This is a genomic window from Pseudodesulfovibrio sp. JC047 (genome assembly GCF_010468615.1).
GTDB lineage: Bacteria > Desulfobacterota > Desulfovibrionia > Desulfovibrionales > Desulfovibrionaceae > Pseudodesulfovibrio.
The window spans coordinates 86937-105574 of sequence record NZ_WUEH01000001.1; the positions used below are offsets into that span (position 1 = coordinate 86937).

Below are 18638 nucleotides of genomic sequence, written 5' to 3' on the forward strand. Positions count from 1 at the left end.
CCGCTTTCCAAATAGCGTACATAAACAGAATTCGCATATATTTATCAATCACATGTAACCGTCGAAATCATATATGGATATCTCCCCACACAAACAACGAATTACGACGAGTATCGGACTGGCGGTCCTTCCGGCCATGGCACTTATCTTTCAAGGTTGGGTCCTGTTCGCAGTACTCGCCCTCTTTTGTGTCCTGACGCTTTGGGAATTCTATTCCATGTTCCGCCCCATCCAATCCATGACGGCCTTCAAATCCCTTGGTGCGGCCTTTACCTTCCTGCTTCTGGGCGCGTTCACCACAGACAATATTCACTACCCGGCAGCCGTATTGCTCATCGCATTCTGGGCTTCCGGATTCATTTTCCTCATCAGATATAGCAAGGATATCACCGCTTCGTACCGACATGCGGCCATTTTCCTCGCCGGTCTGGTCTACATTCCACTCAATTTCCATTTCTTCCTGACCATGCACACGCTCGAAATCATCCTCGTAATCGGTGCAGCGGCCATCTCCGACACCACGGCCTTTTATGCAGGCACGCTCTGGGGCAAGAAAAAAATATGGCCACGGGTCAGCCCAAAAAAATCCTGGGTCGGTTCACTCAGCGGTCTTGCCGTTTGTACCATTGCCGTGACAGCCTATGGCATCACCTGTGGCTCGGCCGCATGGTGGCAATGGATACTGCTTGGCATGGCACTCAACATTGCCGCCCAATTCGGTGATTTCTTCGAATCCGCCTTGAAACGGACACTGGACATCAAGGACTCGGGGGTCATCTTGCCTGGACATGGCGGTCTTCTGGACCGAGTGGACAGCCTTTTGTTGGCAATCCCGACCTATGGATTGATTTCCATGGTCCATCCTTTCTTCAAATAATGACAGAACCGGGACTCTCGTGAAATCCTATATTTCCCTTTGGCCTGAAAAAGCCCAGCTCCCGGACTTTCCTCGTGCCATCAGCATCCTTGGAGCGACAGGGTCCATTGGAACGTCTGCCCTCAAAGTCATACGGAAGCACCCGGAACTATTTACCGTCACGGCTCTTGCTGGCGGGCACAACGGCACCAAGTTGGCAGAACTTTGTACAGAATTTCGTCCCCAATTCGCTGCGGTGCTGACCAATCAGGCACGCACGGATCTCATGGCAAATCTGCCCACGGACTACACCCCTGAAATTCTGGTCGGTCCCGAGGCCTATGTGGAACTGGCCCGACTTGACACGGTCGATCTGGTCCTGTCGAGCATTGTCGGTGCTGCCGGTTTCGAACCAACTCTCGCCGCGGCCAAAGCCGGAAAGATGATCGGTCTGGCCAACAAGGAATCCCTTGTTCTGGGCGGCCACATCATTCGTGAAACCTGTCAAAAATCCGGGGCAATCATCCTGCCGGTCGATTCGGAACACAACGCCCTTTTCCAAGGGTTGATGGGGCATATCGAACACTCGGAAAAAGCACTGTCTCGGCTTATCCTGACCGCATCGGGCGGTCCATTCCGCGGCAAGGATACTGAATTTCTCTCAACCGTGACCCGCAAACAAGCCCTGGCCCATCCGAACTGGTCCATGGGTGCCAAAATTTCCATCGATTCGGCAACGCTGATGAACAAAGGACTGGAACTGATCGAGGCCTGCCACCTGTATGGAATGCCTCCGTCCAAGGTGGACGTTGTGGTCCACGCCCAATCCATTGTCCATTCGCTGGTGGAATATACCGATGGCTCACAGCTCGCTCACCTTGGAACGCCGGACATGCAGATTCCCATCGCCCACTGTCTGTGCTTTCCCGATCGGGTCACCGTGGATGTTCCCCAACTGAATCTTGCACACGTCGGCACTCTGACCTTTGAAGAACCGGATGCAACAGCCTTTCCGTGTCTGCAACTGGCTCGTGATGCGTATGCCGCCAGCCCCAGTCATCCCATCGTCCTCAATGCCGCCAATGAAGTGGCCGTGGCCGCATTCCTTGACGAAACCATCCGTTTCCTCGATATCCCGGCCATAATCGAATCCGCTCTGGAGCGTCACTCCACGGTTGATGTCACCACTTCAGACGCTGTTCTGTCCCTGGATCAACAGGTACGCAGAGAAGCATTGAGTACGCTCTAGCCAAATTTTCAAAAATGCTTATATAGATCCGAGCCGTTATCAAAACAGACGGCCTATGAGGAAAAAATGATAACAAGCATCATCGCCATCGTTCTGGTTCTCGGCGGACTGATATTTTTTCATGAACTGGGTCACTTTGCCGTTGCCCGTGTATTCGGCATGGGGGTCAAGGCCTTCTCATTGGGTTTTGGGCCCAAACTCGCCGGCTTCACGTCCGGCAAAACCGAATACAAACTCGCTGCCATCCCGCTGGGAGGCTATGTCGCTCTGGCTGGTGAACAAGGCGAAGAAGAAACCGATTTTGCCGATGAAGAACTCTTTGCCAACCGCCCTGCCTGGCAACGCCTGTGCGTGGTTGCCGCAGGCCCTTTCTTCAACTTCCTGCTCGCCTTTCTCATCTATTGGTTCCTTGCACTGGCCCAAGGGCAGGCGATCATCCTGCCACTCGTTGGCGGCGTGTTGCCAGACAGCCCGGCTGCTTCGGCAGGCTTCCAGAAAGACGACCTGATCACCTCCATTGACGGAAACCCCATCGCTTCATGGTCGGAAATGGTCCAATCCATTCAAACGGCTGAAGGCCAACTTTTGACCGTGGTCGTCAATCGCGGAGAAGCACACATCACCCTGCACGTCACTCCAGAGGTGCAGACGCATAAGAATATTTTCGGGGAACCAGTCACCGTTCCCATGGTCGGCATCAACATGAGCGGCCAATTCAGATACGAAGAAACAGAAGGCTCCGGCCTGACCATTGCCCTCATGCACACCTGGCATCAATCACAGCAGGTGGTCAAAGGTTTCATTTCCATCATTGAACGACTCATCCCAGTCGAAATGGTCGGCGGTCCTATCATGCTGGCTCAAATGGTCAGCCACAGCGCCCAGAACGGCGTCTATGAGCTACTCGCCATGATGGCGCTCATTTCCGTCAACCTCGCCATCATCAACCTGTTACCTATTCCGGTGCTGGATGGCGGACACATCCTGTTCTTCACGCTGGAAATCATTTTCCGCCGGCCGCTCAATGAAAAATGGAAAGGCTTGTCCATGCGTTTTGGCCTGCTTATTCTATTGCTGCTCATGGGTCTCGCCATCTTCAATGATGTTCGCAGACTGCTTTCATAAATCGGAGAGATATCATGGCCGCACCAAAACGAATTCAACCACATGACCTCCTGCTTGCCATCGGCGGCAGTGAGGAACGCCTGCAAATGGTTCTGGGACAACCCGGTCCTGACGGATGCACTCTTTTGGTGTCTCGACAGTGGACTGTCCCCGGACAATCCATCAAATTCCTGATCCCGGGCCTGCAACAAACCCTGGCCAGCTTCGATATCGGAATGGAAACCATCAGCCGTATCGCCTGTGTCCGGGGTCCTGGCAGCTTTACCGGGCTTCGGCTCATCCTGGCAGCGGCAGAAGGCTTGGCAGCCGGATACGGACTGCCTCTCGCTGGTCTGGACTACCTTCCCTTGCTCGCTTCCGGCCCAGCCCCACTCCTTACTGGCCCCATCCATGTGCTGACCTATGCCCGCCGCGGTCTGGTCTATACCCAATCGTTTGAAGCCCCCGGATTAACTGAGCTGGCACCGCTGGAATCCTGCTCACTGCCGGAAGCCGCGAAACGCATCCAGGAGTTGGGTGATACAGCGTTCATCATGGGAAGCGGCGTCAAGAAAAATCCCGAATTTTTCGCAGACCTCATCGCTTCCTGTCCGGGATATACCCTGCTCGACCGGCACTGGGACAACCCGACGCCGGAAACACTCCTCACCTGTGCCGACACGGCCTTTTTCAGTCAGGAATCCATTGATCCCGTCTATGTCCGCCCGACTGATGCGGAAGACAATCTGGAAGCCATTGCGCGCAAACGCGGGCTTGATCCTGTTGAAACCAAAAAGAAACTCGAAGCCCTCCGCAAAAAATAAATTCTGCCTGCCAAAACACAGATACTTCCCCATAAAAAAAGCCGACATGACGTCGGCTTTGAAATTTCTCCCGGAACCGACACTTTCAAAATTGAAGAGAACCGGCTCCGGGAGACTCTGTGGGGGGCTGTATTATGGAGTCAACCGCTGGGTCGTATTTTCGATCTGCCGGCCCAACGGGGTCTGCATCGAAATCTCACGTTCCAGTTTGGTGATTCCCTTAAGCACTGTGGAATGCCGGCGATTCAACCGTTCACCGATTGCCTTCAGCGACAAATCCGTGTGCTTCCGAGCCAGGAGGAACGCGGTATTTCGCGCCAAAACCACCTGACGTTTACGACTTTTCGATTTCAATTCTTCTTCGGAAAGACTGTAACTTTTACAGATAAATTCGATAATATGCGGGAAATCCGGTGTTGAATTCTGGATGGCATAATTCTCCAACACTTCCCACGCCAGATTCATTGTCACCGCCCTATTGAGCAACCGTGCCTTGAGCACAAGGTTGTTCAAACAGCTCTCCAACTGACGAATATCCGTGGTAATACGCTCCGCCAACAATTCGGACACGGCAACAGGGACATCAACTTGCAGCTTACGGGCTTTTTCCCGCACAATCCGCAATCGAGTCTCCATATCCGGTCGATTGATATGCGCCATGAAACCAGAACAGAAGCGGGACACCAACCGGTCGTCAACCCCTTTGAATTCCTTGGGCATAAATGAACTGGTCAACACAACCTTACACCCCCGCTCTCGCAGGGCGGTCATGGTACCCAACAGTTCCTCCTGCATCTTTTCCTTTCCCTGAAAGAAATGCACGTCTTCCAGCAAAAGGACATCCAGCCCTTCTCGAAACTGCGCCTTGAACTGATCGATCTGGCGGGATTTGAAAGCCAACACCATACGGGTGGCGAATTCCTCGGAAGAAAGACATGCGACACGCAGATTCTTGCGATGCGCGGATTTGCACAAATGCTGTCCAACGGACTGGAGCAGATGTGTCTTGCCCAGGCCGGGACCAGAACTCAAAAAGAGATGATCGGAATTGAATGCCGTCTGCCCAATCGTTTTACTGGCAGCACAGGCGAGTTCATTGGAGGGGCCAACGACGAAATCATCAAAAGAGAATCGCCAGTTCGGTGCCTTCAAAGGACGCGGTCCCTGCTCAAGCGGCAGACCAAGATGCTGGGGCACCTGGGTACTCTTCACCTGCTTGCGTCGAGTGGAACGGGGTTTCCGGGTTACATTTTTTTTCGCGCCAACTTTGATGGTGATGCGCGGGTCTTCGCCCATCACTTCAGCCGCAGACTCCCTGATGACCCGAAGCAAACGGTCGCGCACCCAATTGGCGACGAATTCATTGGGCGCAGTCAGAGTGAGCCGTGCTCCATCCACTCGACCCTGTAGGGGTTTAATCCATACAGTGTAGAGACTCGGAGTCAGGCTCTTTTCAAGAGAGAGCAAAATTTGCTTCCAGGCAGTATCGATCATGTAGTTGGAAATAGTTTATCACCGTTCGAGAGACAATTCTCGTAATTCTATGTGAGGCCGAACATCAGCTCAGGTTATTGACAAGCTCTCGCGGGGCTATCTTGCTGTAAAACAAGGTAAAATTTAGAAACCCGCACCCCGCCCCTGTTTGGGCCGATCCCCCCGATGAAACAACCGTGTTGCAAGGGTTTTCAGGCTCTAAAACAAGTCTAGAGAGGACTACTTTAAACAACTGTTAAAAAAGTTTTAAACAGTTTAAAACTAATATTTCATAAAATTACTTAAAATTTCACCAATTTTCTTTTCCATTGATTTTTTTTTGTGACAGCCTTTTCGATATAAACCCCTATTGAAACCGACGTGAATTCAGCTAACATCTTGATTTTATATATCGAATACTGACAACAACAATTCTCACTCTTATTTACGATCCTCTGTGGCGGTACGGCATCGACGGAAAAGCCTTGCCCGTCAAAGCCTGACACAAACAGGCCTTTTTTGAACAACGTTAAGAGACTGAAAAAACAAACAAAACAAAAACAGACACAAAAATGTCCTAAAAGCACACGGTGTCATACACATGGGAATATATCCCAAGCTTTGGAAAACTTATATTGGTTACTTGTCGCGGGTCGGATACTTCCCACAAGCGAATTTCGGCGATTCCGGGCAATAACCCAACTGTTCACACCGAGCACCACCGTTCATGAAGATTGCTGGTAATTTTTCCTTGCAGATGGCAAGCATCTGATCCGCCATGGCCCGGACTTCCCATTGTGCACGGTTGCAACACCGTAAATGGAAGAAATGATGCAAACTCCGACAGTTCATGGTCAGGACTATCTTTGTCTCAGCCGCTTGGGGCAATACAAATCGTGCGTCTTCGTTGGCCTTGGCCTTCCGGCCATTGGCGACAAGGATTTCACGCAGGTCGGAATATGCAGACTGCACCTCACTCATGAACGCTTCGAATCGTTCCTTGGCTTCGGGAATCTTGGCAATGGCCGGAGGAAGGATGTATTCCATGTCATTTTCGGCAACATATCGCTGGCTCTGCTGTGAGTACGAAGCGATGCGATGCCGCACGATCTGATGGGAACACGCCCGGGAAATACCCTCGATGGCAAAAGTCATCGAAACATGCTCGACAGGACTGTCGTGTCCGGACTCCATGGTCTTGGCCACAAAGTCGGCCTGGACTTCGGGATCAATATCGCCAGAAAGCAACTTTGGCCACATATCTGCCACAAATCCAGCATGATAGCACTGGCGAAAAGCAGCATAAATAAGTGACAAAGCGTCAGGAGTCATGGTCATAAGTTCGACCCTGAGTTTCTTTTCCGGCATGTAAATCTCCCTCTGAATAGTCTGTGTCGCAAGCGAGGTTCTGTGTCTACCGCAAACCGCAACGCATGTCATCCACCCACATGGTCTGAAATGGAATTAATACCTGATTTTTTTTACGGCATCGTCAACCAGCGTCTCGACAGGTTGGCTTCCCTGAAGAATGAAATGCAGCACGCTATAAAATATCGGTTCCATGACGGTCAAACGGGCTGAGAACAATCGCCAAAGCGCTTCTGTATCGTCATTTCCATCTCGGGTCGCCACCCGCTCGGACAGCACCCGAGAGTCTGCCATAAGATAAAAGACCTTGCCGGCATCATGCACAGACGACTGGACCTCGGCCTCTTCGACCAAGACATCATCGAGTACAACAACACTTGCCGGACCGGTCAAGACGGCAACCGCTTCGGCTCCATTTTTCGGCATAACCACATCCAGCCCGGTCCGCTCGGCAAGCAATCGGGCAAGCTCGCGTTTTCCCGATCCGGCTAGGCCAACCAAAACGACCCGACCGGTCTCACGCCAGGCATCCGCATAGTCGCCCCTCTTTTCTCCTGGAGCAAATCCCTTGCTTGCAGAAGGGTCCTCTACATTATACTGTTCATTGATAAAATTTTTTGTCATGGATTGTCCTTGAGTCTCTGATAAACGTGAGTACTCCTTGAGTCATATCAAGGAGCAGCCCAAAAAAGCAAACCGAAAAGTCATGCCAAAAGAACTGATACATTTCAAAACAGCCCTACGAACGGCAACCGGCGTTGCTGATCCCCAACTTTCTGCAGTTCTCTCCACACACACTCATGGCCTGCTGCTGGGGTCCATCATCCACGACGCTTTTTTCTACGGTATCCACCGTCAGGGACACACCTTCCAACATCTGGCCCACGCCTTTCACGGCATTGACGGTCAGGACACATTCACCCTGCTCAAACTCCAGGCCGAGCACGTCCGTTCAACCCCACACACCGAGTTGGCAACAGCCTTGTTTATTGGCATGGCATCCCATATTTTCGCAGACGCTACCATGCACCCGATGGTCTGGTACTTGTCCGGAGACTATTTTGCACCGACTCCAAAAGCTCGTTCACTGGCACGCCAACGTCATCGCGCACTCGAATCGCTAATGGACATGCTCATCTGTCCAGAAATGGTCGGTCGCCCCCTGTTTTCCATCGCCCATCTTCTCAAACGCACCGGAGAAGCTCTCTATCAGGCCGTGCCTATCCACCAATTGGCAATGATGTCCAAATGTTCAGCCAACGAGCTTCAAGCCGGATTAAAACAGGCCCTCACTATTTTCGCGACACTCCAGAAATTCAATTCCCGGCAATGGCTTGCCCGCCCCCTCTATGCGACAACCCCTTTTCTTCCCAGACAGGCCCGTGAAATCATTGCCCTGTTCCATGCCCCACAGCTCCTGCGACAAGCGGACACGCTTCGCAATGCGATCACGTATCAACACCCAGTTTCCGGTCTGATGTACACCGAGTCCATCGAAACCATGATCGATAAGGCTGTTACAAGGACACTGGCCGTTTGTGACACTGACACACCATCATCCTCATCGGACTGGTCACCCCTGTTTACAGAGAAAGGGCCTTCACTGGAGACAGGTGAAAACGCTTCGAGCACCCAGGACATGCGTCATTTTGCCACGCCACCATTTCCGCAATTACCCTGATTTTCTGTCTGAACCTGTTGCCCTATAGCCATAAATACCCTACTGTTTTCAAATGGATTTCACCTCAAAAAAGGAGAAAATATGAAAAAATACATGCTCATTGGCATCGGTACGCTTCTCGCGGCCATTATTGCCGTCGTCATTCTGGTTGTTCTCAACCTTGGTGACATCATCAAAGTGGCCGTCGAAAAATATGGCCCTCCCATCACGAAAACCGAAGTCAAACTCGGCTCGGCCGACATCTCCATTCTTTCAGGTTCAGGGGCCTTATCCGACTTCCTGCTCGGCAACCCCCAAGGATTTTCCATGCCCAGCGCCATTGAATGCGACACGATTCGGGTCTCAATCGTCAAGGATTCTCTGACAACCGATCGAATCATCATTGAAGAAATATTCGTTGACGGCCCCATTATCAGCTATGAAAAGAAGGGCAATACCGACAACTTCAAAACCATTGTCAACAACATAAAAAAGACCGTGGCCAGCGAAGAAAAGCAGGACCAGCACGCCGAAACAACACCATCGGAAACCGGCTCTGAAAAAACGATTCAGATCAACAATTTCATTGTCAAAAACGGACACATCAACCTTGGTGGCTCCATGTTGAATGCCTTTGGTGAACAATCAATGGGCATTGATCTTCCCGACATCCATCTCAAGGACATCGGCAAAGACAAAGAAACCACTCCTGCCGAAGCGTTCGCCCTTGTCCTGAGCGAAATGACTGGCGACATCACCGGTACGATTTCCCAGGTCGGCAAACAGCTTCAGAAGGAATTGGGCAAAGCGGTAGACGGCGTCACCAATGGTGCAGGCTCTGCCGGAGGCGTTCTCAAGGGGCTCTTCGGTTCTGACGAATAACACAACAGCACGCCTCGAAAGTCATTTTCTTTCGGGGCGTGCCTTTGAGACACATCAGCTTCTTGCCATTTTCCACCCCAAAGAAATATCACCATCTTATATAATGTATTGAAGCCTTGCCCGCAGCCCCTGCTTTGATCCATAGACTTGCCCACCGCATTGGACGTGGCACACCCCACCAGAATCCACCAGGTAAATGCCCACGTCGAGCCCAGTGTTTCCAATTTCCTGAGTAGCCCCACCTAAACTCATTCCTCCCTTCCAATGCCCCGCTCCGCCGGTCAGATCCAACGCCGGCAAGGACCATTTGCATGCGTGGAAAAACCTTTTCCAAACATTCTCAAAGTTTGATGCCGAAAAACGCGCATACGCCCTAAAGTTTTCCCGCACCCCGACGATAAAGAGGGCAACAAACGAAAGGTTTATCTGAAAAACAGATTTCAGATTGCAACCTAGGCAAGGAAGCCGCAACAATTTCAAGGAGGAAATTATGTCTCTCGTAATTAACCACAACATGATGGCAATGAATGCATCCCGTAACTTGGGTCAGTCGTATGGTTCTCTGGAAACGTCCACCCGTCGTCTGTCTTCAGGACTCCGTGTTGGCACGGCTTCTGATGACGCCGCCGGCTTGGCTGTTCGCGAATTGATGCGCTCTGATGTCCAGTCCCTGAACCAGGGTATCCGGAATGCCAACGATGCCGTCTCCCTCATCCAAACCGCTGATGGTGCTCTCGGCGTTATTGATGAAAAGCTGATCCGCATGAAGGAATTGGCCATGCAGGCATCAACGGGTACCTACAACTCCGACCAGCGTCTGATCATTGACTCAGAATATCAGGCCATGGCTTCGGAAATCACTCGTATCGCCGACTCCACCGACTTCAACGGCATTCACCTGCTCAATGGTGCCTTGGCTGGTGCGCATGACGGAAGCGGCATTGAAGCGACTGGTATGGTGAAGGTCCACTTCGGTACCGGTAACGACAGCAAGGAAGATTACTACTACGTTGACATTGCCGATTCAAGCGCAGACGCCCTTGGTGTCGGAAGCGAAGCTGGTAACTCCATTTCAACACAGGCCCTGGCACAGAATTCTCTGGAAACCCTGAATAAGGCAATTATCTCCAAAGATAAGATTCGCGCCAACCTCGGTTCCCTGCAAAACAGACTCGAAAACACGGTCACGGTTCTCGGAATCCAGGCTGAAAACGTTCAGGCTGCCGAATCCCGTATCTCTGACGTTGACGTCGCAACTGAGATGACGGAATTCGTCCGTAACCAGATCAAGACACAGGCAGCTGTTTCCATGCTGTCTCAGGCCAACTCCATGCCGAGAATGGCTTTGTCTCTCATCGGTTAATCGTAAAGCACACCGCTTTACAGCGAGCATCTGGGCCGAACTCTTTTCCGGAGTTCGGCCTTTTTTTCAAACTGAAAACGCCGTTGACTGTGGCACTAGGATTGCAAGTGCAGTGATGACCTAATGGAATGGGAAAAATATTCCGATCAAGGAACACACTATGGTAGAAAGCACATACTCATCAGGCGCAATCAATTTTGCCGGTCTTGGAAACGGGACAGACTTCAACAAACTCATCGACAGTCTCGTCGAAGTTGAAGAAAAGCGTGTCACCAGACTGGAAAACTGGAGGGCGTCATGGGAAATCAAAAATGGACAATTCCAGAATTTGAATACCCAGATGCTCACCTTGAAAACGACCCTGGAAGGATTCGATAGCGTCAACGAATTCATGTCCAAAGCCGTAACAAGCACCAACTCAAGTGTCCTTGTCGCCACGGCAAATGCCGACGCTCAGGCAGCCTCTCACACCGTTGAAGTTGGTCAATTGGCCACCAACGACGTCCTCATTACCACCTCAGGGGCCAGTGCCCTGAATTCGGTCATGACCTCCACCGACACCTCTTTCACCTACTCCTATGGAGGAGAAAGCTTCACTATCGATAATATTGCTGCCGGGACAACGCTCGAAAATTTTGTGAATATCATTAACAATCATCCAGATTCGCGAAACAACATCCGTGCGTCCACCATCTACGACGGATCGACCTATCACCTACAGCTTACCGGCATCGATCAGGGAGCAGACAATCAAATAGTCATCTCCAATGCGGGAACACTCGCGTTCGGCTCAGGAGACTTCATCCAGACACAGGACGCACAAAACGCACAAATCCGAATCAACGGATTTCCCGCCCCCGGTACGGGCTGGCTTGAACGGTCCACCAATACCATCGACGACGCCATTGAAGGACTGACACTCGACCTGAAAGATGCCGCTCCGGGAAGTACTATCGGCATCAGCGTCACCACAGACAAGCAGGCGATGCAGGACACGGTCACCGCATTTGTCGAAGCCGTCAACACGGTCCGCGCACAGATTCTCGCCATTACCAAGGTCGATGAGACAAAAGGGACAACCAGTACAGGCGGCGAGTCACTGGTTGACCCCACAGAAACCAAAGGTTCCATCCTGACTGGCAACTATGGTATTGACATTATTTCACAAAATCTCAAGAATATCACTGCCGACATGGGCATTGGATTTTCTGCCTGGGATAAAGACACCCTGACGGGTGACGCCTATTCCGCCCTGTCTCAATTGGGCATCATGACCGATGCGGAACAAGGCTCGCCGACATATGGTCTTTTAAAAATTGATTACGAAGACCTTTCCAAGGCATTGGATGAAAACCCGGACGCGGTCGCCTCGCTCATCTCGTCAGAATGCCGAGGAAAAAGCCTATCGCCGGACATTTCATTCAAATCACTACTGGACGGTTCGACCAAGCCCGGTTTTTATGACATTGAAGTCGTCAGCGACGGAAGCCAAATCACCAGTGCCACGATCAATGGCGAACCAGCCTCGATCAATGGCTGGGAAATTACCGGCATGAAAGGCGATGCGGTTGGTATGGCCATTCGGCTCGACAACACGGCGGCAGGCACTCATTCGGGCAAGATCGCCATCCAGCAAGGCAAAGCAGGCGAACTTATCGATGAATTGAAAGAACTGACCAAACCATACAACAAATTTACATTTGAGGGCGGTCCCCTCTCGGTCTTGCAAAACAATTACAACGACATCATGAGTTCAATTGATGACAAGATCGCCTATGAAAACGCTCGTATCAGCAAGATGGAATCAACCATGCGTCTGAAATTTGCCCGTCTGGATGCACTGTTAGGGCAATACAGTCTCAAACAGGGACAACTCGATTCGGCAATCGGACAGCTTGGCAAGTAGGAGGATATATACATGGCCAACCCAGCGAAGGCATACCTCGCAACACAGATCGAAACAACGACACAGGGAGAATTACTCCTCATGCTCTATGAGGCAGCGATCAAATTTCTGAAACGTGCCAAGGTGGAGATCGACAAAAAAGATTATGCCAAGAAAGGCATTTACATTTCCAAGGCCATGGCGATCATCCATGAATTATCCGAAAGCCTGAACAAGGAAAAAGGCGGCGACATCACGCCACGCCTCGCTTCGCTGTACCAATTTTGTACCTCGCAACTGCTCCAGGCAAATATTCGTCTGGACAACAAACGCATTGATGACGTCATCAATATTCTGGACGGACTCCGTTCAGCGTATGCTCAGATCATTCCGGGACACGAAGGGAAAAGTACCTCGCCACAAGGCACGGCTGACGCTTCGGTTCAATCTCAAAAGGAAGCGACCACGCCAACTGCATCGACCAGCACCACGCAACAGGCCGCCCCTCTCGCGAAAAAGCCCCTTACGTCACCACAGCCTCCCACGGCGCCACAACAACCACTCAAAATGCGCTCTGCCGCTGCTGCCGCCAAGTTTCGTGCGGCCAATGCCTACAGCAATTCTAATCGATAAAAAAGTCGCACTGACACACCCCGTTTTCTCGTCAGACACACATATCGCCTCGGAAGCCATCTGCTTCCGAGGCATTTTCAGGCCAACCCCCTTTTTTCTTTCCGAGACGCATCGGACATGTTTACAAGAGACCGACCGTATGTCACCTTTCGCCCATGGTTGATTCTCCTGTTCGCGTCCTGCACGTCACCAAATCGCTGACCCTTGGCGGCACGGAAAAAGTCATGCAACTTTTTGTCGCCAATCTGGACCCCACCCAATTCGAGGTGGCCGTCTTCAGTCCTCGCGATGGCGAACGGGGCCAACAAATTCGAGCACTCGGTATTCCGACCTATATCAACCCGGATCTGCTCACGGTCCTCGACCGATTCAGACCCCATATCGTCCATGTTCATCGAGCGGGCTGGCCGGAACCCGAACTGCTTATCCCCATGAAACGCGCACGAACGCCCATCGTGGTCGAAACCAACGTCTTTGGCCGGCACGACCCCAGTCCATCCGCCGCCATCATCGACCGCACCTTGTTTGTCTCTCGATTCTGTCTAGACCGATATGCCGCAACCACTGGCATCCCGACGAATACGTCTCGCTATTCCTTTCTTTACAACCCGGTCGATACGGATTTCTTCACGACAGTCGCACGCAAGGACAGGGATTTTTCCACCCCGACAGCCGGACGCATCTCTCGGGCCGATCCCGGAAAATGGTCACATCTGGCTCTGGAATTTCTTCCCATGGTGGTTCGCGATATCCCGGATTTCACCTACCATATCATCGGGGCCATCCCCGAAGCCCGAGCCTTTGTCGCCGACCACGGCCTCTCGAACCATGTCGTCTTTCATGATCCGGTCCAAACCGATGTGCAAATATCCAATTTTCTTGACACCGTCTCACTCCTGGCCCATGCCAACGACACAGGTGAATCCTTTGGATTGGTCATCGCCGAAGCCATGGCGTGTGGTCTTCCGGTCATCACCCACCCCTGCGAAGGATTGAAAGACAACGCACAACTGGAATTGGTGGAGCACATGAAGACTGGACTGGTGGCCCGAAATGCCGAAGAATACGCCAATGCCGTCATCTTTCTCTTGGCCCACCCGGAAACAGCCCGCCGCATGGGAGTGGCCGGACAGGAAAAAGCCACCCGACTCTACCGTGCGCAAACCGTGACTCGTCAACTCGAAACCATCTATCAGGATCTGCTTCTTCGCAAAGGACTGCTTTCATGAGTACACTGATATCCCACTATACCGACGCTGTGCTGGCCTTCACTTTCACAGAGGGGAAAGATCAAGCGCCCTGTGCTGCCACGACACAGGATATTCCGGCCTTCACAGAACGAATGCTGAAAATATTTCAAAAAAGCCACGCCAAAACCATGGTGCTTTTCGGGCTGGAAGACGGAGCGCACGCACTTGCCCTCCGTGACGCACTTCCCGAAACAGCACATCTCTTTGTCTGTGAAACCAATACACAAAAAGCGCGTGATTTCCTGCAATCCAACCCCGAATGGATATCCCCTGACGCACAGGCCCAACTGATCTGCGATACGTCGCCATGGGCACACTTATATCTTCTGGCTCTTGCCAATGTCACCCCGGCATCGGCCACCCTTGCCCTGAATCCCGCATTGGATGAAAAAAACAAACACCAGTACCAGTCCCTGCAACGACTTTTTTCACAAACCAAACCACATCAGGCCATCAACAGCTCCTATCTGAGCCATGTGGGCGTGGCTGCGCCTGATCTGTCAGTCGGTGCCATTCTCAGCCCGGATGAACCCAATCTGGATATCTATTTCAACCAATTCCCGGATTGGGTCAAAGAAGTGGTCGTGGTCTGGGATAGTGAAACCATCCCGGAAATCCCCATTTCCTGCGCGGTTCCGATCCGCCATTTCGCCCATCCACTGGATGATTTTGCCGCACAACGCAACCGAATGCTCGACCACTGCGAAGGCGACTGGGTGCTGTATCTGGATGGTGACGAACGGTTCAGTGAAGACGTCTGGGACCTCTTTCCGGCCTGTATGCTCGTCAAACGCCTGGAAGCCTGCTATTTTCCACGGATGACCCTGTATCCAAACGAACACCACACCAAGGTGGGCTACGGCCTATGGCCCGACCTCCAATTACGTTTGTTCAAAAACATGGACGGCATCCGTTTCGAACGCCCAATTCATGAACGACTGACCGGAATTCAGGGACGCACGGCCCTTGCTTTGGACGCGCCAATTCTGCATTCCAGCAACCTCCTCAAATCACCGGACATGCTGGCCGCCAAATTGAAACGTTTCGACGCAGCCGGCGGCAACACGGTCAAACACCTGTTAAATGAAGAATATCCGAGTATTGAACGAAGTCTTTTTGCCGAAGCATCACTCCTCATGGGAGCGTTACAAATGCTTTTACTCGAAAAAAATCCTGCATAATCCTGCACGGATTTGCAGACGACTTGATTGTTGCGTACAAAATGGCTAGGACCTCTCAACGTCACTATTCAAGTCATTCAAGGAACGACAATGCAGATACTATGCCCCAAATGCAATTTCGCCCGCGAAGTGGACGAAAGCAAGATACCTCCCCATTCGCAGGTTGCTACCTGTCCAAAATGTCATACAAAATTTAAATTCCGCGAGCTTCCTGATCAGGAATTCATTCTGGAAGACCCGGCCCCCTCTGTTCAGGAATCACACCATGCGGCCCCGGACCACTCCGAAACACTTCCAACAGGCACGGGCGAGCACCCAATTTCACCCCGGCCCACATCTGGGGAACCACCAACTGAAGACCTCTGGAATAGATTGGACTCCATGGCCCCGCCCGTGTCCCAACATCAGGGACAGACTCCCGATGGACAGCCCCCCAGAGTGTCCCATCAGGACCACGAAAAAAAAGACGTCGACCATCCGCGTAAAACCGAAACAGACACCTTTGGTTCGCTGCGAAATAGTGACAATACATCGTCTTCAGACCGATCACACACGCCCGAGGAACAGCAGCCGGTTGAAGGCTGGACCGGCGAATTCAATGCGGACTTCCCAGACCCCATGCAAACGGGTTCGGGAAATTCCACAGACACGGAAAATGTCATGGAAGTCCCACCGCCTTTCGAACAACTGGACCGGTATGGTTTCTTCGGCGGACTCTTCATGACCATCAAACTCGCCCTGTTTTCACCGCGCCTGTTTTTCTCGGTCATGCCGGTGGGCGGGGGACTCTCCAAACCCCTGACCTTTGCCATTCTGGTCGCCATGATCCAGGCGCTGGCACAATTCGCCTGGGGCGTTGCCGGCCTGACTCCCAGCATCGACATCACGTCAAATGGGTTGGAAGTCGTTGCATACAACGCGACCAATGGACTGTTCGAACTGCTGGTCACCCCAGCTTTTGCAGCCATGTCGATCTATTTCATCACCGGATTCTATCACCTCATCCTCAAGGTATTCAAAGCCGGGTCCAAAGGTTTCGAAGGCTCATTCAGAGCGGTTGCTTACGCCTATGCTCCAATGATTACCGGCATAATTCCCCTGTTGACCTTGCAAATTGTCAGCGTGTGGATGGTGGTCAATGCCATCTGGGGATTGGTCCTGACCGCCATCGGTCTCAAATACATTCACAAGATATCATACTTCATCATTATTCCTGTCATGCTCATGCCCCTGTTGATCGGTTTGATTCTCGCCCTGGTTGGAATGCAAGGGCAAATGCCCACGATGTAGGAGAAGGCATGATCGGTTGGTTTAAAAACAAGATTGAAAGCTTCAAGGCGCATCGCGAACTGGCCCGCCAGATAGACCCTCGTCATCTCAAGGAGATGGCTCTTGACATACGGGATCTGGCGGTGCTGGCCTCGCAACTCAATCCCAAAGAACGGGACATCCAAAAATTGATCCGCAATGTCATCATTGAGATGGACCGCCTTTCCAAATTGGCTGACCGGCCTGAATTCAAACGGCTCTCCACCGGGAAACGGCTGTTACTCCGCCAGGGACTCAAGGAATCACGCGATCAATTGTTAGAATCCATTGAGTCAGCCCCCACCCCGACTCAAACCGTCCAATAATCTCCGGCACATATATTGCTATAATAAAGCCAGTCTCATCCGTCCCCGCCGTTTTCTTGACGCACAATACTGGACGGTTGTAACCATAAGCCGGTGAATACCATGAAAAAAGTACTACTTTTCGCACTGTTACTCACAGTCTCCGCGTGTGCAAACGTGGACCTGTCCCTGACTGACCAAACGAAGATATACACTGACCCTTCCGTCAGGAAATCGCCATTACAGGTCTCGGTCCATCCCAAGGGCACACAGCATCGCCCTCTCACCGCCTATTTTTATCCGTTTATCATTCAGCAACAAACCAGCGACCATGCCAGCCTGGCTCATTCCTTTGCCCAGATATTCTATTCAGCCTGGGCCGAAGAGCGGCTGTTTCCCATCATGGAAATGCAACCGGGCACTCGGTATCAAGGGATGACCTCGGCGCTGGAAACCGCTCGGAGACGAGGAGCCGACCTGCTTGTCCTCGGCAAGGTTCCATATTTCTATGCCGGCCATACAGTGGATGATACCGCAATAACCATCCAGCTCGATATCTACGCGGCAGGCAGTGGCGTCCTGCTCTGGACCATGATGCAATCCGGTCGTCTTGAAGAGCGTCCGGCGGACGACTATTTCTATTTCAAACATGAATTCAGGATGAGCGAAGCCCCCTTCAATATGATTATCCGAGCGATTGCCAAAGATATGACAATCCCGCTCAAGGCATGGCTGCCGTCACCGGACACGCAGTATCCGTATGTGGAGACTCCGACACAGGTCAAACCAGCCCTTATGGAACAAGCTCACATGTCCAAGAATCAGGACGCTCTCGACCCGGGACATGGCGTTGCTCTGCCACCGGATGTCACGCCGGCCACCGTGGTCCGTCCCCATGTGCCGGGAGTCGATCTGAATATCCAGTTCGACTTTGACAAAATTTCCATCCAGCAAAAATCCTATCCGCTCCTGGACGCCTTGAGCGAGACGCTCACATCCCCGGAACTTCGTGGCAGACACCTCATTGTCGGTGGCCATTCTGATGCCAGCGGAAACGCTGCGTACAACCAGACCTTGTCAAAAAAACGAGCAGAGGCGGTCAAGACCTACCTCGTCACCAAGGGCAGAGTAAATCCGGCACTCATTGAAACCATTGGGTATGGTCAATCCAGACCGCTCAATCAGGGGAAAACCCCCGAAGAACAACGGCAGAACCGGCGTGTAGAAATCCGTCTGGCCGACCAGGCTGGACAATGACTTCTTGACTTTTGGGCAATAATTCTTAATTTTTCATTCG

Annotated in this window: 17 protein-coding genes; 14 read left to right on the top strand and 3 right to left on the bottom strand. The window is 51.9% G+C overall.

Annotation, left to right across the window (positions count from 1 at the left end; translation table 11 throughout):
• Positions 1 to 73: 73 nt before the first annotated feature.
• The 4 genes from GO013_RS00430 to tsaB all read left to right on the top strand — a co-directional run bounded on the left by GO013_RS00430 (position 74) and on the right by tsaB (position 4033).
• On the top strand, positions 74 to 877 hold the full coding sequence (locus tag GO013_RS00430) for a phosphatidate cytidylyltransferase (RefSeq protein ID WP_163808069.1): 804 nt from the start codon (positions 74 to 76) through the stop codon (positions 875 to 877).
• Positions 878 to 896: 19 nt separating this feature from the next.
• The gene (gene dxr, locus GO013_RS00435; RefSeq protein WP_163808070.1) at positions 897 to 2105 is read left to right on the top strand and encodes a 1-deoxy-D-xylulose-5-phosphate reductoisomerase; all 1209 of its coding nucleotides are present in this window, start codon (positions 897 to 899) and stop codon (positions 2103 to 2105) included.
• A gap of 66 nt (positions 2106 to 2171) precedes the next feature.
• Positions 2172 to 3230 (top strand): RIP metalloprotease RseP, encoded by a 1059-nt coding sequence (gene rseP / locus GO013_RS00440; protein ID WP_163808071.1) that lies wholly within the window; start codon positions 2172 to 2174, stop codon positions 3228 to 3230.
• Positions 3231 to 3244: 14 nt separating this feature from the next.
• Positions 3245 to 4033 (top strand): tRNA (adenosine(37)-N6)-threonylcarbamoyltransferase complex dimerization subunit type 1 TsaB, encoded by a 789-nt coding sequence (gene tsaB / locus GO013_RS00445; protein WP_163808072.1) that lies wholly within the window; start codon positions 3245 to 3247, stop codon positions 4031 to 4033.
• Positions 4034 to 4165: 132 nt separating this feature from the next.
• Here the strand turns inward: tsaB and dnaA are convergent, their stop codons facing one another.
• The 3 genes from dnaA to GO013_RS00460 all read right to left on the bottom strand — a co-directional run bounded on the left by dnaA (position 4166) and on the right by GO013_RS00460 (position 7498).
• Positions 4166 to 5527: a chromosomal replication initiator protein DnaA gene (dnaA, locus tag GO013_RS00450; protein WP_163808073.1), complete on the bottom strand. Its 1362-nt coding sequence runs from the start codon at positions 5525 to 5527 to the stop codon at positions 4166 to 4168.
• 618 nt (positions 5528 to 6145) lie between these two features.
• Positions 6146 to 6874 carry an FAD-dependent thymidylate synthase gene (gene thyX / locus GO013_RS00455; RefSeq protein WP_163808074.1) on the bottom strand — a complete coding sequence of 243 codons (729 nt, stop codon included), beginning with the start codon at positions 6872 to 6874 and terminating at the stop codon, positions 6146 to 6148.
• A 96-nt stretch (positions 6875 to 6970) separates the two neighbouring features.
• Complete coding sequence (locus tag GO013_RS00460) at positions 6971 to 7498, bottom strand: hypothetical protein (RefSeq protein WP_163808075.1); 528 nt, start codon at positions 7496 to 7498, stop codon at positions 6971 to 6973.
• Positions 7499 to 7535: 37 nt separating this feature from the next.
• Here GO013_RS00460 and GO013_RS00465 point away from each other — a divergent pair, with 37 nt between their 5' ends.
• The 10 genes from GO013_RS00465 to GO013_RS00510 all read left to right on the top strand — a co-directional run bounded on the left by GO013_RS00465 (position 7536) and on the right by GO013_RS00510 (position 18598).
• Positions 7536 to 8555 carry a zinc dependent phospholipase C family protein gene (locus tag GO013_RS00465; protein WP_163808076.1) on the top strand — a complete coding sequence of 340 codons (1020 nt, stop codon included), beginning with the start codon at positions 7536 to 7538 and terminating at the stop codon, positions 8553 to 8555.
• Positions 8556 to 8636: 81 nt separating this feature from the next.
• Positions 8637 to 9416: a hypothetical protein gene (locus GO013_RS00470; protein ID WP_163808077.1), complete on the top strand. Its 780-nt coding sequence runs from the start codon at positions 8637 to 8639 to the stop codon at positions 9414 to 9416.
• A gap of 490 nt (positions 9417 to 9906) precedes the next feature.
• Entirely contained in the window at positions 9907 to 10779 is an 873-nt protein-coding gene (locus tag GO013_RS00475) for a flagellin (protein WP_163808078.1), read from the top strand.
• A 160-nt stretch (positions 10780 to 10939) separates the two neighbouring features.
• A complete protein-coding gene (gene fliD, locus GO013_RS00480; RefSeq protein WP_163808079.1) occupies positions 10940 to 12685 on the top strand; it encodes a flagellar filament capping protein FliD in 1746 nt (581 codons plus the stop codon).
• Positions 12686 to 12697: 12 nt separating this feature from the next.
• Positions 12698 to 13297, top strand: a complete 600-nt coding sequence (gene fliS, locus GO013_RS00485; protein WP_163808080.1) for a flagellar export chaperone FliS — start codon at positions 12698 to 12700, stop codon at positions 13295 to 13297.
• Between the two features lie 155 nt (positions 13298 to 13452).
• Positions 13453 to 14526 (top strand): glycosyltransferase family 4 protein, encoded by a 1074-nt coding sequence (locus GO013_RS00490; protein ID WP_163808081.1) that lies wholly within the window; start codon positions 13453 to 13455, stop codon positions 14524 to 14526.
• A complete protein-coding gene (locus tag GO013_RS00495) occupies positions 14523 to 15728 on the top strand; it encodes a glycosyl transferase family 2 (protein WP_163808082.1) in 1206 nt (401 codons plus the stop codon). The genes GO013_RS00490 and GO013_RS00495 overlap by 4 nt, the downstream gene beginning before the upstream one ends.
• Positions 15729 to 15818: 90 nt before the next feature.
• A complete protein-coding gene (locus GO013_RS00500) occupies positions 15819 to 17018 on the top strand; it encodes a zinc-ribbon domain-containing protein (protein WP_163808228.1) in 1200 nt (399 codons plus the stop codon).
• An 8-nt stretch (positions 17019 to 17026) separates the two neighbouring features.
• The gene (locus tag GO013_RS00505; protein ID WP_163808083.1) at positions 17027 to 17362 is read left to right on the top strand and encodes a hypothetical protein; all 336 of its coding nucleotides are present in this window, start codon (positions 17027 to 17029) and stop codon (positions 17360 to 17362) included.
• 102 nt (positions 17363 to 17464) lie between these two features.
• Complete coding sequence (locus GO013_RS00510) at positions 17465 to 18598, top strand: OmpA family protein (protein ID WP_163808084.1); 1134 nt, start codon at positions 17465 to 17467, stop codon at positions 18596 to 18598.
• Positions 18599 to 18638 lie beyond the last annotated feature (40 nt).